The 23430-nt window shown below is 76.2% G+C and carries 24 protein-coding genes; 8 read left to right on the top strand and 16 right to left on the bottom strand.

All coding sequences use genetic code 11. From position 1 onward, the window contains the following. Nucleotides 1–51: 51 nt before the first annotated feature. Nucleotides 52–645, top strand: coding sequence for a response regulator (locus tag AB6N24_RS08220; protein ID WP_412868942.1), 594 nt, complete (start codon nt 52–54; stop codon nt 643–645). A 124-nt stretch (nt 646–769) separates the two neighbouring features. Next, on the top strand, nt 770–1198 hold the full coding sequence (locus tag AB6N24_RS08215; RefSeq protein WP_412868919.1) for a VOC family protein: 429 nt from the start codon (nt 770–772) through the stop codon (nt 1196–1198). Between the two features lie 12 nt (nt 1199–1210). Here the strand turns inward: AB6N24_RS08215 and AB6N24_RS08210 are convergent, their stop codons facing one another. Then, complete coding sequence (locus AB6N24_RS08210) at nt 1211–1783, bottom strand: TetR/AcrR family transcriptional regulator (protein WP_412868918.1); 573 nt, start codon at nt 1781–1783, stop codon at nt 1211–1213. 56 nt (nt 1784–1839) lie between these two features. Here AB6N24_RS08210 and AB6N24_RS08205 point away from each other — a divergent pair, with 56 nt between their 5' ends. Then, nucleotides 1840–3288 (top strand): MFS transporter, encoded by a 1449-nt coding sequence (locus AB6N24_RS08205; RefSeq protein ID WP_412868917.1) that lies wholly within the window; start codon nt 1840–1842, stop codon nt 3286–3288. A 9-nt stretch (nt 3289–3297) separates the two neighbouring features. On the opposite strand, the gene AB6N24_RS08200 is transcribed toward AB6N24_RS08205, so the two are convergent. From AB6N24_RS08200 to AB6N24_RS08155, 10 genes are all read right to left on the bottom strand, one after another. Continuing rightward, nucleotides 3298–4140 (bottom strand): ABC transporter ATP-binding protein, encoded by an 843-nt coding sequence (locus tag AB6N24_RS08200; protein WP_412868916.1) that lies wholly within the window; start codon nt 4138–4140, stop codon nt 3298–3300. Continuing rightward, nucleotides 4137–5198 carry a FecCD family ABC transporter permease gene (locus AB6N24_RS08195; protein WP_412868915.1) on the bottom strand — a complete coding sequence of 354 codons (1062 nt, stop codon included), beginning with the start codon at nt 5196–5198 and terminating at the stop codon, nt 4137–4139. Before AB6N24_RS08195 ends, AB6N24_RS08200 begins: the two co-directional genes overlap by 4 nt. Then, nucleotides 5195–6247 (bottom strand): FecCD family ABC transporter permease, encoded by a 1053-nt coding sequence (locus AB6N24_RS08190; protein WP_412868914.1) that lies wholly within the window; start codon nt 6245–6247, stop codon nt 5195–5197. Before AB6N24_RS08190 ends, AB6N24_RS08195 begins: the two co-directional genes overlap by 4 nt. A gap of 97 nt (nt 6248–6344) precedes the next feature. After that, nucleotides 6345–7385 carry an iron-siderophore ABC transporter substrate-binding protein gene (locus AB6N24_RS08185; RefSeq protein ID WP_412868913.1) on the bottom strand — a complete coding sequence of 347 codons (1041 nt, stop codon included), beginning with the start codon at nt 7383–7385 and terminating at the stop codon, nt 6345–6347. Between the two features lie 140 nt (nt 7386–7525). Further along, nucleotides 7526–8320, bottom strand: a complete 795-nt coding sequence (locus AB6N24_RS08180) for an ANTAR domain-containing protein (protein WP_412868912.1) — start codon at nt 8318–8320, stop codon at nt 7526–7528. Between the two features lie 169 nt (nt 8321–8489). Next, nucleotides 8490–9263, bottom strand: a complete 774-nt coding sequence (locus AB6N24_RS08175; RefSeq protein WP_412868911.1) for an ANTAR domain-containing protein — start codon at nt 9261–9263, stop codon at nt 8490–8492. Between the two features lie 89 nt (nt 9264–9352). Then, nucleotides 9353–10036 carry an ANTAR domain-containing protein gene (locus tag AB6N24_RS08170; protein ID WP_412868910.1) on the bottom strand — a complete coding sequence of 228 codons (684 nt, stop codon included), beginning with the start codon at nt 10034–10036 and terminating at the stop codon, nt 9353–9355. Between the two features lie 44 nt (nt 10037–10080). Further along, nucleotides 10081–10824, bottom strand: coding sequence for a GAF and ANTAR domain-containing protein (locus AB6N24_RS08165; protein ID WP_412868909.1), 744 nt, complete (start codon nt 10822–10824; stop codon nt 10081–10083). A gap of 101 nt (nt 10825–10925) precedes the next feature. Then, on the bottom strand, nt 10926–11867 hold the full coding sequence (locus tag AB6N24_RS08160) for a phosphoribosylaminoimidazolesuccinocarboxamide synthase (protein WP_412868941.1): 942 nt from the start codon (nt 11865–11867) through the stop codon (nt 10926–10928). 54 nt (nt 11868–11921) lie between these two features. Then, nucleotides 11922–13124 (bottom strand): serine hydrolase domain-containing protein, encoded by a 1203-nt coding sequence (locus AB6N24_RS08155; RefSeq protein WP_412868908.1) that lies wholly within the window; start codon nt 13122–13124, stop codon nt 11922–11924. Nucleotides 13125–13320: 196 nt separating this feature from the next. On the opposite strand from AB6N24_RS08155, the gene AB6N24_RS08150 reads away from it, so the two are divergent. After that, a complete protein-coding gene (locus tag AB6N24_RS08150) occupies nt 13321–13995 on the top strand; it encodes a hypothetical protein (RefSeq protein WP_412868907.1) in 675 nt (224 codons plus the stop codon). Nucleotides 13996–14024: 29 nt separating this feature from the next. After that, nucleotides 14025–15056, top strand: a complete 1032-nt coding sequence (locus AB6N24_RS08145; protein ID WP_412868906.1) for an alpha/beta hydrolase — start codon at nt 14025–14027, stop codon at nt 15054–15056. Between the two features lie 39 nt (nt 15057–15095). Here AB6N24_RS08145 and AB6N24_RS08140 read toward each other — a convergent pair whose 3' ends face one another. After that, entirely contained in the window at nt 15096–16547 is a 1452-nt protein-coding gene (locus AB6N24_RS08140; protein ID WP_412868905.1) for an outer membrane protein assembly factor BamB family protein, read from the bottom strand. Between the two features lie 62 nt (nt 16548–16609). Next, complete coding sequence (gene purD, locus AB6N24_RS08135; protein WP_412868904.1) at nt 16610–17914, bottom strand: phosphoribosylamine--glycine ligase; 1305 nt, start codon at nt 17912–17914, stop codon at nt 16610–16612. 172 nt (nt 17915–18086) lie between these two features. Between purD and AB6N24_RS08130 the strand changes: the two genes are divergently transcribed. Then, nucleotides 18087–19478 (top strand): glucose-6-phosphate dehydrogenase, encoded by a 1392-nt coding sequence (locus tag AB6N24_RS08130; protein WP_412868903.1) that lies wholly within the window; start codon nt 18087–18089, stop codon nt 19476–19478. Beyond that, on the top strand, nt 19406–19969 hold the full coding sequence (locus tag AB6N24_RS08125) for a GrpB family protein (protein ID WP_412868902.1): 564 nt from the start codon (nt 19406–19408) through the stop codon (nt 19967–19969). Before AB6N24_RS08130 ends, AB6N24_RS08125 begins: the two co-directional genes overlap by 73 nt. A gap of 1 nt (nt 19970) precedes the next feature. Here AB6N24_RS08125 and AB6N24_RS08120 read toward each other — a convergent pair whose 3' ends face one another. From AB6N24_RS08120 to AB6N24_RS08110, 3 genes are all read right to left on the bottom strand, one after another. Beyond that, a complete protein-coding gene (locus AB6N24_RS08120) occupies nt 19971–20918 on the bottom strand; it encodes a transglutaminase-like domain-containing protein (protein ID WP_412868901.1) in 948 nt (315 codons plus the stop codon). Next, nucleotides 20915–21856: a MerR family transcriptional regulator gene (locus AB6N24_RS08115; protein WP_412868900.1), complete on the bottom strand. Its 942-nt coding sequence runs from the start codon at nt 21854–21856 to the stop codon at nt 20915–20917. The genes AB6N24_RS08120 and AB6N24_RS08115 overlap by 4 nt, the downstream gene beginning before the upstream one ends. A 98-nt stretch (nt 21857–21954) precedes the next feature. Continuing rightward, nucleotides 21955–22665 (bottom strand): type 1 glutamine amidotransferase domain-containing protein, encoded by a 711-nt coding sequence (locus AB6N24_RS08110; RefSeq protein ID WP_412868899.1) that lies wholly within the window; start codon nt 22663–22665, stop codon nt 21955–21957. Between the two features lie 203 nt (nt 22666–22868). Between AB6N24_RS08110 and AB6N24_RS08105 the strand changes: the two genes are divergently transcribed. Continuing rightward, entirely contained in the window at nt 22869–23336 is a 468-nt protein-coding gene (locus AB6N24_RS08105) for a hypothetical protein (protein ID WP_412868898.1), read from the top strand. Nucleotides 23337–23430: the final 94 nt, after the last annotated feature.

The raw sequence follows: 23430 nt of genomic DNA, 5'->3' as shown, positions 1-23430 counted from the left end.
CGGGTCCTCGTCGCCGACGACCACGCCGCGATCCGTGCCGGGCTGCGGCTCATGCTCGAGACGGACCCGGCGATCACGGTCGTCGGCGAGGCCGGCGACGGCGCCGCCGCGGTGACGAACGCCCGCGCGCTGCGCCCCGACGTCGTCCTCATGGACATCCGCATGCCCGGGACCGACGGCATCGAGGCGACCCGGACGATCACCGGCGAGGGCCTCGCGGACGTGCTGGTGCTCACGACGTTCGACCTCGACGAGTACGTGTTCGGCGCGCTGCGCGCCGGGGCCGCAGGGTTCCTGCTCAAGTCCACCGAGGCCACGGCGCTGCTCGACGCGGTGCGCCGGGTCGCCGCCGGGGAGGGCGTCGTCGCGCCCGAGGTGACCCGCCGGCTGCTCGCGGCGTTCGTCGCACCCCCGCCGGTCGCCGCTGCGACGCCCGAGCAGATCGACGGCTACGCGGACCTGACCGCGCGCGAGCGCGACGTGCTCGGCTGCCTCGCGCGCGGCCTGTCGAACGCCGACCTCGCGGCCGAGCTGGTCATCACCGAGGCGACCGCGAAGACGCACGTGTCGCGCGTCCTCGCGAAGCTCGGCTGCTCGTCGCGCATGCAGGCGGCGATCAAGGCCCGCGCCGCCGGGCTCGGCTGACCGCCGCCCACCCGGGCGCCCGGGCGGCACGGACGGCCGGGTCCAGGACCGGGGGCGACCCGCCCGAGCCCGCCCGGCGACGTAGCGGACACCCGGTGTCCGCTTCCCCTGCGACGGTCGGCGCATGACGACCCGACCCGACCGTTCCGGCTCCCGCATCGACCACCTCAACGTCGCCGTCCCCGACCTGGCCGCCGCCGTCGCCTTCTACGAACCGACGCTGGCCTCGATCGGCATCGCGAAGATGCTCGTGATCCCCGGCGACCCTGCGACCGCCTTCCCGGCCATGACCGGGTTCGGCCTCGCCGACGTCAAGCCGTACTTCTGGCTCGTCGACGAGGGCACGGTCGGCTCGAACATGCACCTCGCCTTCACGGTCGACACCCGCGAGGACGTCAGGACGTTCTACGCCGCGGCGCTCGCTGCGGGCGCCGAGCCGCTGATCCCGCCCGCGGTGCACCCGGAGTACCACGACGACTACTACGGCGGCTTCGTGCGCGACCCGTACGGGATCAACCTCGAGGCCGTGTGCCACCACCCCGCGGAGGACTGACGGCGGGCGGCGTCACGCCCGGCCGGCGGGCGCGGCGTCGGGCATGAGCTGGGTCGCGAGGTGGAGCACCAGCTCGCGGCGGCGTGCGGCGGCAGCCTCGGTCGTCGGGGGTCGTGCGGAGATCGTGTTCCACGCCTCGCAGAACCCGATGAGGACCGCGAGCACGTCCTCGGGCGCCCAGCGCGGGTGGAGGCGGCCCGCGTCGGCGAGCGCGCGGACGTGCCGCAGCGGGTCGGCCCCCGAGGCCGCGATGATCTCGCGCAGGTCCTCCGCCATCTCGAGGCGGGCCCAGGTGAGGATGCGCAGGGTGTGCCCGTCGCGCCCGACGTGGTCGAACAGCCGTCCCGCGAGCGTCACGACGTCCGTGGGGTCGCCGACGGCCCGGTCGAGGTCGGCGACCGCGTCGAGCACGCAGGCCCGGAAGAGGCCGGCCTTGTCGGAGTGGTAGGCGTAGATCCGCTGCACGTTCGCGCCCGCAGCCTTCGCGATGCGGTCCACGCGAGCACCGGCGAGCCCGTGTGCGGCGAACTCGGTGTGGGCAGCGTCACGGATCTTCGCTCGGGTCTGGACCCCGTCCTCACGCATGCCCGTAGGTTACCGTCATAAGCCAAGCATCTACTTGTCTTTGAGAAGGAACCTTCGTGACCGCCACGCTGTCCCCGCACGCCCCGGAGACGACGAGCACCAGGACCCGCTGGTGGATCCTCGTCGTCGTCTCGCTCACCCAGCTCGTCGTCGTCCTCGACGGCACCATCGTGAACATCGCCCTGCCGCAGGCGCAGCAGGCGATCGGCCTCTCCGACGTCGAGCGCCAGTGGGTCGTCACGGCCTACGCGCTCTGCTTCGGGGCGCTCCTGCTGCTCGGCGGGCGCATCGCCGACTACTGGGGGCGCAAGCGCACCTTCCTGGTCGGGATGGTCGGCTTCGGCCTCGCGTCGGGCTACGGCGGGCTGATCGACAGCGGCACCGAGCTGATCGTCGCCCGCGGCCTCCAGGGCGTCTTCGCCGCGCTCATGGCCCCCGCCGCGCTCGCCATCCTCACCACGACGTTCCCCGGCGGGAAGGACCGCATCACCGCGTTCGCGGTGTTCGGCAGCATCGCCGGCGCGGGTGCCGGCATCGGCCTCGTGCTCGGCGGGGTGCTCACCGAGTTCGCGAGCTGGCGCTGGTGCCTGCTGGTGAACGTCCCGGTCGTCGCCGTGGCCGTCGTCGCCGGCGTCCTGCTGCTCACGGAGTCCCGCGCCGACGGGGACAAGACGTACGACTGGGTCGGGGCCGCGCTCGTCGTCCTCGGGCTCGGGTCGCTCGTCTACGGCTTCACCCGCGCCGAGCACGGCTGGGGGCACGCGGACGTCGCCGGCTTCATCGGCGCCGGGGTCGTCCTGCTCGCGCTGTTCGTGCTCAGCCAGACGAAGGTCGCGCACCCGCTGCTCCCACTGCGTGTCGTCCGGCACCGCGTCCGGGCCGGCGCCCTGCTCCTCCAGGCCGTCGCCGGGACCGTGATGATCGGCGCGATGCTGTACGTGACGCTGCACCTGCAGATCGTCCTGGCCCTCAGCCCGCTGCAGGCCGGGCTCGCCTCGCTCCCGCTGACCGTGGCCATCGGCGTCGTCGCCCCGCTGCTCGCACGGATCCTCCCGGTGACGGGTCCGCGCGTCCTCATGATCACCGGGCCGCTCGTGGGGGCGGCCGCGATGGTCTACCTCAGCCGCCTCTCGGCCGACGGGTCCTACGCCGTCCAGGTGCTGCCCGCGCTGGTCGTCCTCGGCGCCGGCATGGCGATGATGTTCGTCCCGATGCAGAACCTCGCGCTCGTCGGCGTCGAGCCGCACGACGCCGGCGTCGCGAGCGCCGCGACGAACGCCGCGATGCAGATCGGCGGGTCCATCGGCCTCGCGGTCTTCACGGCGGTCTACGCGTCGGCCAGCGCCGGCGGCACGAGCCCGGACGACCTCGTCGACGGGTACTCCGCGGCCTTCGTCGCGACCGCCGTCGCCCTCGTCGTCGCCGCGGTCATCGCCGCCGTGTGCATCCGCGGGACCAAGGAGGAGCTCATGCCCTCGGGCGAGGGCGTCGTGCACCTGGGCTGACCCGGCGGGTCATCCCCGCACGGGTCGCCGCGCGGGGATGACCATCGGCGTCCCCGTCTCGGGGTCCTCGACGACGCGGCACGCGAGGTCGAAGATCTCGGCGATCCGCTCGGGCGTGACGACCTCGGCAGGGGTGCCCTCGGCGACGACCCGCCCGTCCTTCATCGCGACGAGGTGGGTGGCGTACCGGGCGGCCTGGTTCAGGTCGTGCAGCACCGCGACGAGCGTGCGCCCGTCCTCGTGCAGGCGCGCGCACAGGTCCATGACCTCGAACTGGTGGGCGATGTCGAGGAACGTCGTCGGCTCGTCGAGCAGCAGCAGGTCGGTCTGCTGCGCGAGGGCCATCGCGAGCCAGACGCGCTGGCGCTGGCCGCCCGAGAGCGTGCTGACCAGCCGGTCGCGCAGCTCGGTCACCTCCGTCGCGTGCATCGCGTCGGCGACGGCCACGGCGTCGGCCGTCGACCACTGCCGCAGCAGCCCCTGGTGCGGGTAGCGGCCGCGCGCGACGAGGTCGCCGACCGTGATGGCCTCGGGGGCCAGCGGGCTCTGCGGCAGGAGCGCGAGCCGGCGGGCGACGTCGCGCGAGCGGAGCCGGGCGAGCGGCTCGCCGTCGAGCAGGACCTCCCCGGTGCGCGGCCGGAGCGTGCGGGCGAGGGCCCGCAGGAGCGTCGACTTGCCGCAGCCGTTCGGCCCGATGATCACGGTGAACGACGCGCGCGGGATCGTCACGGACAGGTCGTGCACCACGTCGGTCCGGTCGTAGGCGAGCGTCACACGCTCGGCGCGCAGCGGCGCCGCCGCGGAGCCCGCCGCCCCGGACCCGGCCGTGGTCGCTGTCGTCGTCGGCGTCACACCGCACCCCTTCTCCACTCACGGACCAGCAGGAACGCCAGGTACACCCCGCCGAGGCCGGCGGTCACGATCCCGACCGGGTACTGCACGCCGAACGGCAGCCGCTGCGCGAGCAGGTCGGCGAGCACGAGCAGCGTCGCCCCCGTGACCGCGGCGGCGACCATGCCGGGGCCCGACGAGCGCGTGAGCCGCCGGGCGATCTGCGGGGCGGTCAGCGCGACGAACGCCACCGGCCCGCTGACCGCGACGGCCGCGCCGGTGAGCAGCACCGCCACGACGACCGCGAGCGTGCGCGTGCGCCCGGCGTCGACGCCGAGGCCGGTCGCGGCGTCGTCCCCCATCTCGACGAGCTGGAGGCGGCGGCTCAGCGCGAGCGCGGGCGGGAGGAGCGCGACGAGCGCGACGGCGACGGTCGCGGCGTCCGACCAGCCGCGCGACCCGAGGCTCCCGTTGAGCCACGCGGCGACGACCTGCGCGTCCTCCCGCGTCGCCCGCAGGATCGCGAGCTGCACGAACGCGAGCGCCATCGCGCCGACGGCGATCCCGGTGACGACCATCCGGTACGGCGCCGCGAACCCCCGCCCCGAGCCGAGCCACACCGCGAGGATCGCGACGAACGCGCCCACGAGCGCACCGACGGGCACCGGCACGACGCCGGGCCACACGAGCCCGGCCGCCGCCGCACCCGCCGCCGCACCGGCACCGAGCCCGATGACGTCCGGGCTGCCGAGCGGGTTCCGCGTGACGCTCTGGAAGATGGCACCCGCGACGCCGAACGCCGCCCCGGCGCCGAGCCCGACCGCGAGCCGAGGGAGCCGGTTGGTGAACACGACCCACTCCTGCGCGCGGCTCCCCCCGCCCGCGAGCACGGTCGGCAGCTCGGTGAGCGGGACGCCGAGGTCGCCGATCGTGAGCGTCACGAGCACCGCCACGAGCGCGACGACGACGAGCACGAGGCAGACCGTGATCGCGCGCCGGTTCGTCAGGAGCGCGACGCGGTCGCCGAGGCGGAGCAGCGTCGGTGCGACCTCGTCCGCGCGGTCCGGCGCGGTGCTCACAGGCCGGCCCTCCCCCGGCGCACGGCCGCGATCAGGAACGGCGCCCCGACGAACGCCGTCACCGCGCCGACCATGAGCTCGCCGGGCCGGGCGACCACGCGCCCGACGACGTCCGACCCGAGCACGAGCACCGGGCCGAGCAGCGCGCAGTACGGCAGGAGCCAGCGGTGGTCCGATCCGGTGAACGACCGCACGACGTGCGGCACCGCGAGCCCGACGAACGCGACCGGCCCGACCGCGGCGACCGAGGCCGCGGTGAGCAGCGCCGCGGCGAACCCGCCGACGAGCCGCGTGCGGCCCGCCCGCAGCCCGAGCGACGTCGCGGCCTCGTCGCCGAGCGCAAGGGCGTTGAGCGCGCGGGAGAGCGTGAGCGCGACGAGGAGTCCCGCGACGACGAACGGCAGGATGCGCGCGGTCGCCCCGGCGTCCCGTCCGGCGAGCGACCCGACGGCCCACGCCCGGTAGCTGTCGAAGACGGTGGGGTTGGCGAGCGAGATCGCCTCGACGAGCGCGACGAGCGCGGCGGTGACCGCGGCGCCGGCAAGCACGAGCCGCACGGGCGTCGGCCCGCGCCCGCCCGCCCCGATCGCGTACACGGCGCCCGCGGCGAGCAGCGCGCCGGGCACCGCCGCCCACACCGACCGCCCGGCGCCGGCCCCCGCGACGGCGGTCACGATCACGACCGACGCGGCCGCCCCGGCGTTGACGCCGAGCAGCCCGGGGTCGCCTAGCGGGTTGCGCGTGATGCCCTGGATCACGGCCCCGGCGACGGCGAGCGCGGCACCGACGAGGATCCCGAGCACCGTCCGCGGGAGCCGCGAGTCCACGACGACGGACGCGTACGAGTCGTCGGGCGCGACGAGCGCACCCCACACGTCGCCGAGCGGCACGGCCTTCGAGCCGACCGTGACGCTGAGGGCGCACGCGACCACGACGAGCGCGGCGGCGCCGATCAGCCCCGCCGCGAGCCACCACGAGCGCGCGCGCGAGCCCCGCACGCCGGTGACGTGCGGGGCTCGGGCCGACGGCGGTGCGTCGAGGGTGCTCATCGGTGGGTCACCTGGGGGTGCGTGTCCGGGCGTCCCGCGGCCGCGCCGGTCCGCCGGACGCCAGGGCGCTCCGGGGCCGGCACGGCAGCGGCTGCCGTCAGGACGCGGGGACGGCCGCGACGGCCTCGGCGATCTGCGGGACGTACGCGTCGAGCGCCCACGGGATGCTCAGCGGCGACGCGACGGACACGGCCATGCCGAGCGTCGTGTCGACCATCGGCAGGTACGAGCCGCGCTGGAACGCGGGGATCTGCTGCCACAGCGGCTGCGCCTCGGTGGCCTGCTGCTCGGTCTCGTCGTTGAACCAGGTGAACAGCACGTCGGCGTCGGCGAGCTGGTCGGCGTTCTCCAGCCCGAGCGTCGCGGCGAACGTGCCCTCGCTCGCCGTCAGGCCCGCGACGGACGGCGCGAGCTCGAGCCCGAGGCCCGTGAGCAGCGAGACGCGCGTGTCGCCCGGCAGGTAGACGCTGAGCGTGCCGGGCGTCCCGCCGTACACGTACGCGAACGTCGTCCCCTCGAACTCGGGGTGCGCCTCGGCCGCGTCGGTGAGCGCGGCCTCGCGGGCCTCGAGCACGGCGTCGGCCTTCTCGGGGACGCCGAGCGCCTCCGCGGAGATCCGCACCTGGTCCTCGATCGTCGTCTGCCACGGCTCGCCCGGGTAGGCGACGACGGGCGCGAACTCGGAGAGCTGGTCGAACACGTCCTGCTCCAGGCCGGACTGCGGGGCGAGGATCAGGTCGGGCTCGAGGCCGATGATCGCCTCGACGTCGAGCTCGGGGTACATCTGGACGGTCGTCGGCAGCTCGCCGCCGTCCTCCTCGATCGCGGCGCGCAGCCACGGCTGGTAGCCGTCCTCGTCGCCGCCCCACGCGTCCTCCTCGACGCCCACGGGCGTGACGCCGAGCGAGTACGCGATGTCGCCCGAGCCCCAGCCGAGCGTGACGACCCGCTCGGGGGCCTCCTCGATCACGGCCTCGCCGAGCGCGGACTCGATCGTCACCGGGAAGGCGCCGCCGGCGGTCTCCTCGGGCTCGGCCGCGGTGTCGTCGGACGCGCAGGCGGTGAGGGTCAGGGCGAGGGCCGCGGCGGTCGCGGCGACGACGGCGAGCGGCCGACGGCGGGACGTGCGTGCAGGCACGGGTGGCTCCGTTCAGGTTCGACGAGGAGGCGCGCGCTCGGCCTGCCCCCCAGGCCCGCCGCGTGAAGGTAAGCCTAACCTTCGCCGGGCGGCCCGAGGACCGCGATCACGTCACACCGCAGCACCGACGCCGGCCCCGGTCAGGAGGTGCCGTACGGGCCCGTGTCGCGATCGCGCTCGCCGTCGTCGCCGCCGTCGTGCGCGGCGCCCCCGCGGCGGGCGACCCCGGGGTCGAGGTCGGTCGGCCAGCCCTCGGGGCCGTGCAGGATCGTGCGGGCGAGCAGCACGACCTCGACGCCCGCCCGGAGCGCGGCGGCCCGCAGCAGCATGCGCGCCTCGTCGATGCCGACCCGCCGCGAGGCGGCGACGAAGCCGACGGCACGCTCCACGAGGTCGTGGTCGGCGAGCCGTTCGACGGCGTCGCGCGCGTCGGCGAGGCTCCGGAACGGCACGTCGCCGTTCGTCACGCCGGGCCCGCCCGGCAGGCCGAGCACGCGGCGCACCGCGTCCTGCCGCTCGGCGAACGCGCCAGGGTCTGCGGCGTACAGCGTGAGCGCGCCGGTGAGCCCGAGCTCCCCGTCCAGCGCGAACGACAGGGTGCTCCGCACGCCGTTGCTGGACGCGGCCTGCGCGTGCTCCGCCCAGCGCTCCTCGCTCAGAGGGTCCGGCACGGCGTCCTCCCGGCCGTCGAGCACCGACGCGCCGTACGGCCCCCCGAACAGGTCCCGCACCCCGTCGAGCGCGTGCGCGACGTCCTCGGAGGCGACGAGCGTCAGGGTCAGGCCGTGCTCCCCGAGGGTCAGGCTCAGCCCGACGAGCGAGGGCACGACCCGCGCCGCGTCCTGCGCCATGCGCCGCAGCGTCGCGGCGAGGTGGTCCTGCCTGCCGGCGTCCAGGGACGCGAGCAGCCGTGCGGTCTCGGGGATCGGGTCCACCGTGCGCTCCAGACGCCAGAAGGCGAGTCGCGGATCGGCGCACCTGTCACCATCATCCGCCCGGATCGGGCGGAGCGCGCGCGGCGTGGGACGCTCGAAGCCCCCCCGGGAGCCCTCACCTGCGACGCGACCGCCGAAAGTCACCCGTCGGCAGGTCGACGCCGGCTCGTCATCCGCGCGGGCGGCGACGTCCGGGCGGGGGCGCGGCCGCGCGCGCGACGAACCCCGCGGGGGCTGCCGGAGCCACGCCGGTCACGTTCTCGATGAGCGCCGCGGCGACCTCCCGCGCGTCGACGTTCCGGTGGTGCGAGGCGCTCTCCAGCACCGCGAGCGCGTCCTCGGCCGAGCACCGGTTCTCGGCCATGATGACCCCCACCGCCTGGTCGATCACGGCCCGCCCCGCGAGCGCCGAGCGCAGGTCCGCCGCGAGCTCCGCCCGGTCGGCCCAGAGCAGGCAGATGCCGACCGTGCGGGCGACCTCCTGCACGTAGAGCTCGGTGCGCACGAGCGCGTCCGCGTCCCAGGACTCGTGCAGCGTGCTGAGCACCGTGAACGTGACGGCGCAGCCATCCCGCACGGTGCGCGTCACGACCGCCGCCGTCCGGTAGCCCGCGGCGGCGGCGGCCGCACGCCAGTCCGGCCACCGGCGCTCCGCGGCGACGTCGACGACCACGACGCGGTGACCCGCCTCGACCGAGGCCACCGACGGGCCGGCGTACGACGCGAGCTCCGTCGCGACGCACGCCGCCGCCGCGGGGCCGCTGCTCGCGCTCTGCGGGTCGCGCCCGCTGCGGTGCACGGTGACCGCGACGTCCACGCCGGCCGGCACGTAGGCGTCCGCGTGGTGGACCACCGCGTCGAGGAGGTCGCGCACCTCGCTCGACTCCGCGAGCGCGTCCTGCAGCGCCCCGACCGCCTCCGCCTGCTCGAGCGACAGCTGCATCGTGACCACTCCCCCACCGGCATCCACTTCCCCGCCAGCATCGCGCGTCACCGCGGCGAGCGCCACCGTGGCGTCGCGCGCCCGGGCGATCAGCCGCCTCCGACCAACGTGCGCGCGACGGTGACCAGGTCGGTCCCGGCGCGCTCGGCCGCCTCGGTCAGCCGCGCGCGCGCCCGGTCCGCGTCCAGCTGCTCGCTCGCCATGAGGTAGCCGACGGCCTGCTCGACCACGTCGAGAGCGCGCAGGTTCTGCGGGCCGGCCGCGGCGGCGGTCCGCGTGCGGAACGGCAGGTCGGCGTTGGTCACCGCCACGTCGACCCCCTCGCCGACGATCTCGCGCAGCGCGTCCCGGGTCCCCACGAACGCGTGCTCGTCCGCGGCGTAGACGTTGACCGACCCGGGCCCCATCCCGGGGACCGAGAGCGGCAGCGACAGGGTGCTGCGCACGCCCGACGCGGCAGCGGCGACCGCGAAGCGCTGCCACCGCTCCTCGTCCAGGAGGTCCCCGAGCTCGATCTCGACGTCCTCGAGCGCGGTCTCGACGCAGGGGCCGCCCGCCAGGTACTGCACGGCGTCGAGCCCCGCGGTGTCGTCGCTCGTCGACGCGAGGGTGAACGTCAGGCCGCCGTGCGCGACGCTCAGGCTCACGCCGACGCAGGACGGGACGACGTCCGCGACGCGCCCGGCCAGCTCGCGCAGCGCGCCCTCGACGTCCCCCGCGCCCGACTCGCGCAGCGAGCGCAGGAGCTCGGTCGTCCCAGGAACCGGTTCCACGGCGCCCCTTCCGTCGGTCCCTCGATCGTGGCCCCGCGCCGGGCTCAGCGCTCGTCGAGCCGGGCGCGCGACCCGGCCGGCGCGCCCGAGAGGACGCCGACGACGATGCGTGCGGCGACCTCGAGGCTCACGTCGACGTCCGCGGACGTCCGCCTCAGCACGCCGAGCGCCTCGTCGGGCGAGCACGCGTTGCAGTGCATGATCGCGCCGACCGCGTGCTCGACCGTGACCCGGGCCTCCATCGCGGTGCGCACCTCGGTCGCCGCGTGGGCGGCCGTCAGGACCGCGAGCCGGCTCTGCACGGCGCGGGCGATCGTGCGCGCGTGCCCCTGCGCGACGGCGAGCAGCTCGTCGTCCCACGGCTCGGGGCTGCGGAAGTAGACATTCAGCGCGACGGCGACCTCCGGCGCGACCGGCGCGGGCACGGCGACCGCCGACACGTACCCCTCGTGCAGCGCCTGCTCGCGCCACTGCGGCCACTGGGTGACGTCGGCGATGCGCGGCAGGAGGACCGCCTCCTGGGTCTCCATCGCCTCGAGGCACGGCCCGTGGTGCAGGCGCGACTCGACCTGGTCGCAGCGCGCGGACGCGTCGTCGCTGCTCGCGACGCGCAGCATCGCGCCGTGGTGCCGGAACGTGATGCTCGAGCCGGCCGCATCCCCGAACGACGTCGCGACCTCGACGGCGAGCTCGTCGAGGTAGGTGATCTCGGCCACGATCTGCCGGCCCGTCCGGCGGGGGTCCCGCCCGTGCACCGGTGACGCCGGCCCCGTCCGGGCGGGCGACATGCCATCGACCCCTCCACCTTGGCACACCGCGGGGGCCGTGGACCCACCCGGGTGGCTCCGGTTCTGCCGGTCCCACGGAGGCGCCGCGTGCGAGCCCCGGCTCAGCCGAGACCGTGCCCCGTGAGCCGCTCGAACGCCTCGACGTACCGGGCCCGCGTGCGCTCGACGACCTCGGCCGGCAGTGCGGGCGGCGCGGCGTCCCCGGCGCGGTCCCAGCCGGACGCGGGGGACGTGAGCCAGTCGCGCACGAACTGCTTGTCGAAGCTCGGCTGCGCGCGGCCCGGCTCCCACGCGTCCGCGGGCCAGAACCGCGACGAGTCCGGCGTGAGCACCTCGTCGCCGAGCGTGACGGCACCGGTGACGGGGTCGGTGCCGAACTCGAGCTTGGTGTCCGCGAGGATCACGCCGCGCTCGCGCGCGATCCCCTCGGCGCGGGCGTAGACCGCGAGCGTGAGCTCCCGGAGCCGCTCGGCCGCCTCCACGCCGACGGTCCCCGCGACGACGTCGAAGCTCACGTTCTCGTCGTGGTCGCCGAGCTCGGCCTTGGTCGCGGGCGTGAAGATCGGCTCCGGGAGGCGCGAGCCGTCCACGAGCCCGGCCGGCAGCGGGATCCCGGTGACCTCGCCGCCCGCCCGGTACTCGGCGAGGCCCGAGCCGGTGAGGTAGCCGCGCGCGACGCACTCGACCGGGAACATCTCGAGCCGGCGGCACACCATCGCGCGCCCCGCGAACAGGGGCGGGACGTCACCGGGCACGTCGCCGGGCTCGGCCGTCACGACGTGGTTCGGCACGAGGTCCTCGAGCTGCGCGAACCACCACAGGCTCAGCTGCGTGAGCACGATGCCCTTGTCGGGGATCTCGGAGGCGAGCACGTGGTCGTACGCGCTGATCCGGTCGCTCGCCACGACGAGCACGACGTCGCCGTGCCGCGCCTGCACCGCGCGTCCCGCCTCGCTCGCGGCGTCGGGGACGTAGAGGTCGCGGACCTTCCCCGAGTAGGTGTGGGTCCAGCCGGCCGGTGCGGTCGTCGCGCTCACGCGCACATCCTGCCGCACGCGCCGCGGGGCAGGGCGACGGGTTCGTGCCGCCGCCCGTCCTCAGTCCGGCCGGACGGCCGCGCGTCCGAGCGTCAGGAGGTCGCGCGCCACCGGGGGCGGCTCGGGCGACGTCCACATCTGGTTCGTGAGGAGGACCGCGACCAGGTCGAGCTCGGGGTCCGTGGTCCACGTGGAGCCCAGTCCCCCGGCCCAGCCGTAGCCGCCGGCGGCCGTGCCGGACGCCGGGTCGCGGGCGACCTGCACGCCGAGGCCGAACCCCCAGCCGAGCGCCCCGCCGGGCTCCGGCGAGGAGGTCGCGCGCTGCTCGGGCGTCAGGTGGTTCGTCAGCATCGCGGCGACGGTCCCGGGCCTCAGGAACGGACGTCCCTCGACGGAGCCGCCGGCGCGGAGCACCGCCGTGAACGCGTGCAGGTCGTCGACCGTCGAGACGAGCCCGTCGGCGCCGCTCGCGAACGGCGGCGGCGCGCTCCACTGCCCGTCCGCGGGGTCGTGGACCACCGGCTTCCCCGTCGCCGGGTCGGCCGTGTAGCAGGGGCCGAACCGGGCGAGGTCGGCCGGGGCCACCCAGAAGCCCGTGCCGCGCATGCCGAGCGGCGCGAGCACGCGGTCGGCGAGCACGTCCGCGAGCGGGGCACCGGCGGCGCGCGCGACGAGCACCCCGAGCACGTCGAGGCTCACGTGGTACAGCCACCGCGTGCCGGGCTGGTGCTCGAGCGGGACGCTCCCGAGCAGCCGGAGGTACTCGTCGGGCGTCGGCATCCGGGCCGGCGCAGGGGGCCCGACGGGCAGCCCGAGCTCGGCGAGCCGCCGCATCGCGGGCTGGTCGTGGGCACCGGTGAAGTCCGTGCCGAGACCCAGGCGGGACGTCAGCAGGTCACGCGTCGTCACCGGGCGCCGCGCGGGGACGCACCGGTCGAGCGGGCCGCCCGGCTCGGCGAGGACCTGGCGGTCGGCCAGCTCGGGGAGCAGCCGGTCGACGGGCTCGTCGAGGCCGAGCACGCCCTCGTCGACGAGGCGGAGCGCCGCCACGGCGGTGACCGGCTTCGTCATCGAGGAGATCCGGAACAGCGAGTCCCGGGTCACCGGCGTCCCGGTCGCGGTGTCGAGGACGCCGGCGCTGCCGACCGCGACGTCGTCGCCGTGCCGCACGAGCCACACCAGCCCCGGCACCGCTCCCGACGCCACGTGGGACTCCATCGCCTCCCGGAGCCGCTCGACCCCGTCCGGGTCCAGACCGTCCACGTCCCGCTCCTCGTCCTCACCCGCACCTCGTCCCGGGGGACGACTCCCGCTCGCGACGGAAGTCATCGCCGCGGCCCGGTCACCGTCCGCGCGGACGGCGCGGAGTCCGGCGCGGACGCACGCCGTCGCCGCCGCGCGATGGCGCTCCGCCGCCGCGCGCCGCAACCTAGGAGCAGCACGGAGGAAGGAGCCGGTCGTGGACCTGGAGCACGAGCGCGCGCTCGCCCGCAGCGCGCTGGAGTCCCTCGCGGGAGCGGCGCCGGGGCTCGACGAGTACGTGCGCGCCGTCGCCCCGGTGGCCGCCACGCACATCGCCCCGGGGACCTCGGCGTCGATCACCGTGCGCCGCGCCGGCGAGGCGACGTCGGTCGCGAGCAGCGACGTCGCCGCCGAGCTGTGCGACGAGGTCGAGTACCTGGCCGGTGAGGGCCCCTGCCTCGCCTCGATGGACGCGGGTGCCGTGCTGGTCGTCCCCCGGATCGAGGTGGAGACCCGGTGGCCCGCGTGGCGCGAGGCGGCGACCCTCGCCGGGTTCGCGTCGTCCGCCGCCGTCCCGCGACGCGTCGGGCACGGCTTCGACGTCGCCCTCAACCTCTACGCGAGCTGGCCGGACGCGTGGGACCGCGAGGCCCTCGCCCGGGCCGACGTGTACACCGAGGTCCTCGCGCGCACGTTCGACGTGTTCCTCGGGTCCGGCGACGCCCCACGCCTCGCGCGCGAGCTGCGGGCGGCGATCGCCGCCCGCGCGACGATCGACCAGGCGGTCGGCATCGTCATGGTGCACGAGGGCGGCGGACCGCGGGACGCGCTCGCGCGCGGGGTCACGCTGCGCGCGGAGGCGGCGCGGGTGGTCGGCGAGCTGAGCCCCTGAGGCCCGCCCGCGGCCCCTAGCGTGGGCCCATGGCGGACGGAGCAGGGTGGCGCACCGCGGTCGTGCCGGTGCTGGTCGGGGCCGCGGCGGCGCTCGCGGCCGTCACCGTCCTGCTGCGCGCGAGCGCGTGGCCGTCGGCGCTCGCCGTCCGGTGGGTGTTCGAGCGCGGGGCACGCCGGACGTCCGCCGTGCTCGCCCCGCTCGTCCCGGACGGGGTGACGGCGCGGCTCGGCGAGGTGGTCGACGGCGCACCCGGGATCCCCGCGGCGCACGTCGACGTGGTCCACCCCACGGCTCTCGCCGACGGGGAGCGGCTCCCGACCGTCGTGTGGGTCCACGGCGGCGCCTGGGTCTCGGGCAGCACGCGCGACGTCGTCGAGTACGCCCGGATCCTCGCGGCGCGGGGCTTCACGGTCGTGACCGTCGGGTACGCGGTCGCACCGGCGCACCGGTACCCCGTGCCGGTGCACCAGGTGAGCGCGGCGCTGCGGCACGTCGTGACGCACGCGGAGCGGTACCACGTGGACCCGGCCCGGCTCGCGGTCGCGGGCGACTCGGCGGGCGCACAGATCGCGGCGCAGGTCGCGGCGCTCGTGACCGACCCCTCGTACGCGCGCCGGGTCGGCGTCGAGCCGCCGCTGCCGCCCGACGGCCTGCGTGGCGCCGTCCTGCTGTGCGGCGCGTACGACGTGGCGCGGATCGGCGGCTCCGGCCTGCGCGGGTGGTTCCTGCGCACCGTCCTGTGGTCGTACTCCGGGACCCGGGACTTCGCGACGGACCCGGTCGTGGCGCTCGCCTCGGTCCGGGACCACGTCACGGCGCGCTTCCCCCCGGCGTTCGTCTCGGCGGGCAACGCCGACCCGCTGCTGCCGCACTCACGCGACCTCGTGGACCGGCTGCGGGAGCACGGGGTGCCGGTCGACGCGCTGTTCTTCGCCGACGACCACGAGCCCGCGCTCGGCCACGAGTACCAGTTCCGCCTCGACACCGCGGCGGGACGCGAGGCGCTCGAGCGGGTCGTCGCGTTCCTCGGCACGCACCTCGCGAGCCGGGCTGTCTGACGGGGCGACGCAGGCACGACGTCCCCGCGCAGTCGTCCGCTACGGAGCCAGCGCGACCGTCTCGCCCGCGCCCAGGACGAGCACGCGACCGTCGGGCAGCACCTCCAGGTAGCCCTCGGCGACCGGCGCCGGCGCACGCCAGAGCTCCTTGCCGGTCTCGGCCACCCGCGCCAGGAGATCGGTCCCGCCGTCGCTGCCGCGGACGAGGGTGAGGAGCACCCGGCCGTCCGTCAGGACCCTCGTGCCGGTCGCGGGCGCCGGGTCCTCGCGGGTCCAGACGGTCACGCCGGTGCGCGCGTCGAGCGCGGTGATCCGCTGCTCGTCGCGCGCCACCACGAGGCCGGCGAGCACGGCGACCTGCCAGGAGGACACGCGCGAGCGCCACAGCTCGTCGCCGGTCCGGGCGTCCACCGCCATGATCCCGGGCCGCTTCGGCGACGACAGGAGCAGGGTCTGCGGGGCGCTGCCGTCGTCGACGAGCGGGCGGAGCGCGTAGCCGCCGGTGAGGAAGCGCTGCTGGCCGTCCTCGTCCTGCACCACGAGCTCGAGGCGCTCCTCGCCGATCACCGACGAGACCGCGACCCCGCCGTCCGCCAGCTGCAGCCGGTCGAGCTCCTGCACCACCGGGCGCGTGCTCCCCTCGGTGCCCACGACCTCCCCGGTCCACGCGTCGAGCGTCACGGACACCTGCCCGGACGCCAGCGTCATCGTGTCGCCGTCAGACGACGTGCGGACGCCCTGGGAGCCCTGCTCGACGCGGGGGCCCACGTACTCCCAGGTCCGCTCCCCCGTGAACAGGTCCCACCTGCTCCCGACCACCCGGCCCTCCTCGTCGAGGCCGAGCGACGCGACGCCGTCGTCGACCTCGGACGTCGAGCCGGTCCCCGGTCCCGACATCGCGAACTCGCGCAGGACGCTGCCCGTCACGGGGTCGACCACGGTGACGTCGCTGCCCTGCTCGCCCGAGCCGGAGTACCGGGAGTCGGCGCACGCGAGCACGGCCTCGCCGGGCTCGATCCGTGCGGGCGCCGCCCCCCACCGGCCGGTGCCTCGCTCGTCCCGGCCGACGCGCTCGAGCCAGCACCAGCCCGACCCGCCGGCAGGCTGCTCCCAGCGGGTCTCGCCGCCGCGCACGCCGACGCCGAGCACCCCCTCGCTCGTTCCGCCGTGCAGGACCGCGACGTCACCGACGACCCCGACGACGCCCTCCCGCGGCGCGCGCCACACCTCGGCGAGCGGCTCGGCGAGGGACACCGTCAGTCCCTCGGTCTCCGCGAGCCGCGCCGCCTGCGCCCGGTCGGCACGCCACTCGACGGCCCCGACGGTGCCGACGGAGAGCGCCACGACCACGGCGGTGACCGCCCAGGCCCGTGCGGGCACGCGCCGCAGGAGCTCACGCCAGTCGGCGCCGGGCTCGGCCGCGGGCACGACGTCGTCACCGACGGTCTCGACCAGCTCGACGTCGACCTGTCCCTGCCGCGGCGCGCGCACGCGCCGACGCTAGCGCGGCGCGCGCGCCGGCGGTGGCGCCGACCACGCGTCGCCGCGCGGCGTCAGGCCGACGGTCCCAGCGAGACCGCGCGCGCGATGTCGGTGCGGTGGTGCGAGCCCGCGAGCTCGATCTGCTCGACGCCCGCGTAGGCCGCCGCGCGGGCGTCCGCGAGGTCGGCACCGACCCCGACGACCGAGAGCACGCGCCCGCCGGCCGAGACGAGCCGGGCGCCCGCGAGCGCGTCGTCGTCGTCCCCGGCGGGGTTCTGCTGGAGCGCCGTGCCGGCGTGCAGCACGTGCACCCCCGGGACCTGCTCCGCGTCCTCGATGCCGGTGATCTCGTCGCCGCCGCGGACCGCGCCGGGGTAGCCCTCGGACGCGACGACGACCGTCACGGCCGCCTGGTTGCTCCACTCGAGCGGGGGCAGGTCCGCGAGCGTGCCGGTCGCCGCGGCGTGCAGCACGCCCGCGAGCGGCGTCGCGAGGCGGGCCAGCACGACCTGGGTCTCGGGGTCGCCGAAGCGCGCGTTGAACTCGACGACCTTGGTGCCGCGCGTGGTGAGCGCGAGGCCGACGTACAGCACCCCCGCGAACGGCGTGCCGCGGCGGGCCATCTCGTCGATCGTCGGCTGCGCGACGCGCGTGACGACCTCCTCGACGAGGCCGCGCGGCGCCCACGGCAGCGGCGAGTAGGCGCCCATGCCGCCGGTGTTCGGGCCGCGGTCGTCGTCGTGCGCGCGCTTGAAGTCCTGCGCGGGGACCAGCGGCACGATGGTCGCGCCGTCGGAGAGGCAGAACAGCGAGACCTCGGGGCCGTCGAGGTACTCCTCGATGACGACTCGCGCGCCGGGCTTGGCGAGGCACGCGTGCGCGTGGGCCAGCGCCTCGGCGTAGTCGGTCGTCACGACGACGCCCTTGCCGGCGGCGAGCCCGTCGTCCTTGACGACGTGCGGCGCGCCGAGCTCGTCGAGCGCCGCGGCGGCCTCCTCGGGGGTCGACGCGACGCGCGGCTCCGCCGTGGGGACACCGGCGGCGGCCATCACGTCCTTGGCGAACGCCTTGGAGCCCTCGAGCTGCGCGGCCTCGCGGCTCGGGCCGAAGACGGCGATCCCGGCCTCGCGCACCGCGTCGGCGACGCCCGCGACCAGCGGGGCCTCGGGGCCGACGACCACGAGGTCGACGCCGAGCGACCGGGCGAGCGCGGTGACCGCGGCGCCGTCGAGCGGGTCGACGCCGTGGATCCGGGCGTGCTGCGCGATGCCCGGGTTGCCCGGGGCGGCGTGCAGGCCGGTGACCTGGGGGTCGCGGGCGAGCGCGCGGACGAGGGCGTGCTCGCGCGCGCCGGTGCCGATGACGAGGATCTCCACGGCGGGGAGCCTACCGAGCGCGGCAGCACCGGGCCCGGGGTGTCCGCAGTGCCGGCAGAGGCCGGCGGGCCACCGGTCGAGGCCCCGGTTGCGGCGCCGGTGCCGCTCGGGTGGAGTGGGGACGCCCTCGCTCGCGCCGACGCGGGGCCGCCGCACTCGGGGACGGACGACGATGACCGCACACATGATCGTGCTGGGTGCCACGGGCGACCTCACGCGCCGCTACCTCCTCCCCGGGCTGACGCAGGTGCTGCACCTCGTCGAGGGCGGGCTGCGGCTCGTCGGCGTCGCGCAGGACGACCTCACGCCCGACGCGTTCCGCGAGCACGTGCGCGGCGTCGTCGCGGACCACCCCGGCCACGGACCCGCCGAGCAGGTGCGGGCGCTCGCCGACGAGGCGGGCTTCGTGCGCGGCGACGTGACCGACCCCGCGACGCTGCAGCAGGCGTTCACGGAGGCCGGGGCCGAGGGCGACGAGCCCGTCGTGCTGTACCTCGCGCTGCCGCACGTGCTGTTCCGGGACGTCATCGCGGCGCTCGGGCGGTGCGAGCGGCCGGCCGGGCTGCGCGTCGTCGTCGAGAAGCCGTTCGGGGAGGACCTCGAGGGCGCCCGGACGCTCAACGCGGAGCTCGCGGCGGTCGTCCCCGAGGACCGCACGTTCCGCGTCGACCACTTCCTCGCGAAGCAGACCGTGATCAACCTGCTGGGCCTGCGGTTCGCGAACGCCGTGCTCGAGCCGCTGTGGAACAGCCGGTACGTCGAGAGCGTCGAGATCGTGTTCGACGAGACCGTCGACTCCCAGTCGCGCGGCAGCTACTACGACCGGTCGGGCGCGCTGCGCGACATGGTGCAGAACCACCTGCTGCAGCTCCTCACGTACGTCGCGATGGAGCCGCCGCTGTCCGTCGGGCCCGCGGACCTGTCCAAGCGCAAGGTCGACGTGCTGCGCGCGGTGCGCGAGCTGTCGCCCGAGGAGGTGGCGCGCGCGACCGTGCGTGGGCGGTACACGGCCGGGGAGGTCACCGGCAAGGACGGCGCCACGCGGCACGTCGACGCGTACGTGGACGCGAAGGGCGTCGACCCGGCGCGCGAGACCGAGACGTACGCGGACGTGACGCTGTCCATCGACAACTGGCGGTGGGGCGGCGTGCCGTTCCGGCTGCGCACCGGCAAGGCGCTCGACGCGGACCGGCGCGAGGTCGTCGTCCGCTTCCGGCCCGTGCCGCACGACGTCTTCACCGGGCAGCACGCCGCCGCCAACGAGCTGCGCCTGCAGCTCGACCCCGACCGGATGTCGTTGCGGCTCAACATCAACGGCATGGGCGACCCGTTCGACCTCGAGACGGTGCAGCTCGACACCGAGCTCGCCCGCCAGGACCCGACGCCGTACGGGCAGCTGCTGCTCGCGGTGATCGCCGGGGACACCCGGCTGTCCGCGCACGCCGAGGAGGCGGAGGAGGGCTGGCGCATCGTGCAGCCGATCCTCGACGCGTGGGCCGGCGGGGCGACGCCGCTCGTGGACTACCCCGCGGGCAGCGCGGGGCCGGAGCGGCCGCAGGGCTGACCTCGGCCGAGGCGGCGGACGGCTGCCGACGTCAGCGGCCGGAACGGCGGCCGGCGCGCCCGCACGCGCTCGACCACGTCGGGTCGACCTCGGTCCCCGGCCTCGCCGCGAAGCCGATCATCGACCTCGACCTCACCGTCGCCGACTCCACGGACGAGGCCGCGTACGTGCCGGCACTCGAGGCCGAGGGCTTCGCTCTCGTCCTGCGTGAGCGGGCCTGGCACGAGCACCGTCTCCTCGTGCACACGGAGCCCCGCGCGAACCTGCACGTCTGGAGCCCCGACTCCCCCGAGGCGGTGCGGCACCGGCTCCTGCGGGACTGGCTGCGCGAGCACCCCGAGGACCGCGCGGCGTACGCGGCGGCCAAGCACGCGGCCGCGGACCGGCTGCGCGCGGACGGCGACGGTCTGGTGATGGACTACAACGAGCTCAAGGCGCCCGTCGTCCGGGAGATCCTCGACCGCGTGCTCCGGGCGCACGGCCTGCTCTGAGTCACCGGGCGCGCGCGGTCAGGCCGACCGCCTCCCGCACCCCGCGCGGGGAGTCGCACACCACGCCGGTCCGCGGGTCGAGCCGCGGGTCGGCCGCGAGCGCGTCGAGCTCCGCGAGGTGGGCGTCCGGGTCGAGCAGCAGCCGGGCGGCCCGGTCGACAAGCGCGTCGAGGTCGGGGTCGTCGGGCACGGCGACCTCGGTGAGCTCCCCGTCGGGCCCGACGGCGGGTGGGGTCATCGCGCCCCACAGGTCCCACAGCAGCAGCTCGTGCCCGGTCAGGTGCGCGAGCTCGACGACCACGTAGTTCCGCACGAACCAGCGCCCGTGCAGCGGCAGGTCGGGGCTCACGCCGTAGCCGTCGAGGTCCGCGGCGGTCAGGCGGCCCGCTCGGTGGTCGAGCCAGAGCCGCGACGCCGGCCGGAACGGGCTGCCCGGCCCGGTGCCGAGGTCCGACACGTCCACGTCACGCCAGTCCGCGGGGTCCAGCTGCGCGTCGACCCGCACCCACTCCGCCCGTGCGGCGTCCCAGCGCTCGGCGACGACGTGGTCGTGCGCGAAGTCGGGCCGCAGGTACGGCGCGAACCCGACGCGGCTGCGGGCCGGGACGCCGTGCTCGCGCAGCGCGGCGACGTGCAGGAGCGTGAAGTCGCGGCAGCAGCCGACGAGGCACGAGTCGACGTCGCGCGGCCCGGTCAGCGGCGCCGCGTCGCGCTCGGCGAGGCGCGCGAGCATCACCTCGACCCAGCGGCTGTCGATCTCGGCGAGCCGGTCGGGCGGGAACGTCAGGCCGGACGCCACGTAGTGCACGACCAGTCCGCGGACCGCGTCGGCGAGCGCCCCGGGGTCCGCCGGGAGCGTGCGCAGCAGCGCGGCGTGCGCGCCGGGGTCGGTGAACGGGGTGTGCGCGCGGTAGCGGTCGAGGGCGCTCGGCACCCCGGCGCGGGTCACGGGGCGACCTCTGCAGCCGCCTCGGCGCCCGGTGCGGGCGACCCGGCGCTCGAGGCGTCCGCACCGTCGTCGACCGCCGCCGGACCCGCGGCTGACCCCGGCCCCGGCCCCGACCCCGGCTCGAACGGGTACGCGATGTCGACCGCGGGAGTCGACTCGTCGACCGCGACCCAGTCCGCGAAGTACACCTCGCGCGGGTCGAGCGTGCGGGTGTGGCCGTGCTCGGCGACCCACGCGGCGACCGCGTCGAACGCGAACATGATGTGCGGCGCCCGGACCTCGCCCTTGGTGATCCGCGCGTACGCCTCGTGGTGCGCGGGCTCGACGCGCACGGTGACCTCGGTCGTCGGCTGGACCGTGCCTCTGAAGGGGACGCACACCTCGACGAGCCCCGCGGAGTCCGTGGTGGACGACGAGTGGTACACGGTCCAGTCGATGTCCCGGGCCGTCGCCCCGCACGCCGCCAGGTGCGCACGCAGCCGGCCGATCGCCTCCGGGATGTACCGCGGGAGGTCGGGCTGCAGCACGTGCGCCGACGTCGTGGCGACCTTCTCGTCGGGCACGTGCCGCGTCCGCACCGGGATCACCGGCCGCTCGGCGCCGTCGAGCTCCGTCAGCAGGTAGCGCACGACGCCCTCGCGCTGCCGGTGGTCGTCGGCCTCGCCGCGCCACCAGGCCCGCAGCCGTTCCGGGTCCCGGTCGGCGAGCAGCGCCCCGATCTCCGCGAGCGGCATGCGGACCTGCCGCAGCAGGCCGATGAGCCGCGCGCCGTCGAGCTGCCCGGCGTCGTAGTAGCGGTACCCGGAGGCCGGGTCGACGCGCGCGGGCGGCAGCAGCCCGAGCTCGTCGTACAGGCGCAGCGCCTTGAGGCTGAGCCCGGACCGGTCGGCGAGCTGGCCGATCGTCAGGAGCGCGGGTGGCTGGTGCGTCGTCGTCACCCCGTCACTGTCGACCCTGCCCCAGGGGGAGGGTCAAGGGCTGCCGGGCGACGCGGCCGACGCGACGGCACGGGAGCCGCGGCGGCGCGGGCGCCGGCTCAGCGCCGGCTCTCCCCCAGCGCCTCGAGCACGGCCTCCGCGACCGCCTCGCTCGACTGCGGGTTCTGACCCGAGACCAGGTTGCCGTCGCGGACCACGAAGCTCGACCACGCCGGGCCCTCCTCGACGACCGCACCGCGCTCGCGCAGCCGGGTCGCGACGAACCAGGGCGTCGTCTCGCCGGTGCCGCCCGTGCGCTCCTCCTCGTCGGTGAACACCGCGAGCCGCCGCCCGGCGAAGCGGAACGCGCCGTCGTCGGTGGTCGCGGACAGCAGTGCGGCCGGTCCGTGGCAGAACGGGGCGATCACGAGTCCGTCCTCGTCGGCCCGCGTGAGCAGGCGGCCCAGCGCGGGGTCGACGGCGAGGTCGACCATCGGGCCGTGCCCGCCCGGGAGCACCACGGCGTCGAAGCCGCTCACGTCGACGTCCTCGAGCGCGACCGGGGCGTCGAGCGCGGTGCCGATCTCGCGGAGGTAGGCGTGCAGCTCGTCGACCTTCTCGGCGCTGCCGACGGTCTTCTCGTCGAGCGACACCGGGTCCACCGTGGGGCGTGCGCCGCCGGGCGTCGCGACGACGACCCCGTGCCCGGCCCGGCTCAGCGTCCGGTGCGCGACGACGAGCTCCTCGGCCCAGAACCCGGTCGGGTGCGCGGTGCCGTCGGTGAGCACGAGGGTGTCGGCGGCCGAGACCACCATGAGGACGCGGGACACGGGAGGCTCCTGTCGGACGGGTGCGGGACAGCACGAGTCTGCGCGACCCGCGGGCGCTGCGCTTCCCGACGCCGCCCTCGCCCCTCCGGCTGCCCGGACGGGCCTTGCGGGTGCACGCGTCGCCGTCGACCGTCGGACGAGAGGCCCGTGTGACCTGCCCACCGGGTGGGGCGAGGCTCCCGACGACGCGAGGAGAGACCGAGATGCCCAGCGAGATGGCGGCGCTCCGGACGGCCGACGACGTGCGCGAGCTGCTGTACGAGCGGCCCGCGAGGACCCGCACCTACCGCGTCGACCGGGAGACCCTCCGGGCGCTCCCGTCGGACGACCCGCCCGAGATGCGCACCATGGACGACGCCGAGGTCGCCGAGCTCGCCGAGCACCTCGGGGTGCGCACCGACGACCTCGACGGACCGTTCCGCGTCGTCGAGCTGCGCTGCCCCGGGTGCGACCGGCACACGACGTTCCTCGACTTCGTGGCGACCGCCGAGAAGCACGGCGCGCACGAGCTCGTGCAGCTCCGCGGGGTGCTCACCGGCCGCGCGGGTGCGTGGCTGACGATCCGCGGGCGCGACGGCGGCCGGCCCGTCGACTGCCTCGGGTGCGGGACGACGCTGCGCCCCCGCGAGGGCTACTCCGAGTACTCGTCGTCGAGCTACGCGTACGCGTGAGCGACGCGCGTCCGCTCAGACCGTGCCGAGCCGCGCGCGCAGCGTCGCGAGCTCCTCGGTGAGCCGCTCGGGCAGGTGCGTGCCGAACCGGGCG

Source organism: Cellulomonas jepli, from assembly GCF_047229345.1.
Lineage (GTDB): Bacteria > Actinomycetota > Actinomycetes > Actinomycetales > Cellulomonadaceae > Cellulomonas_A.
Note: the sequence above shows the minus strand (reverse complement) of the source record. Positions and strands in the feature narration are given on the sequence as shown.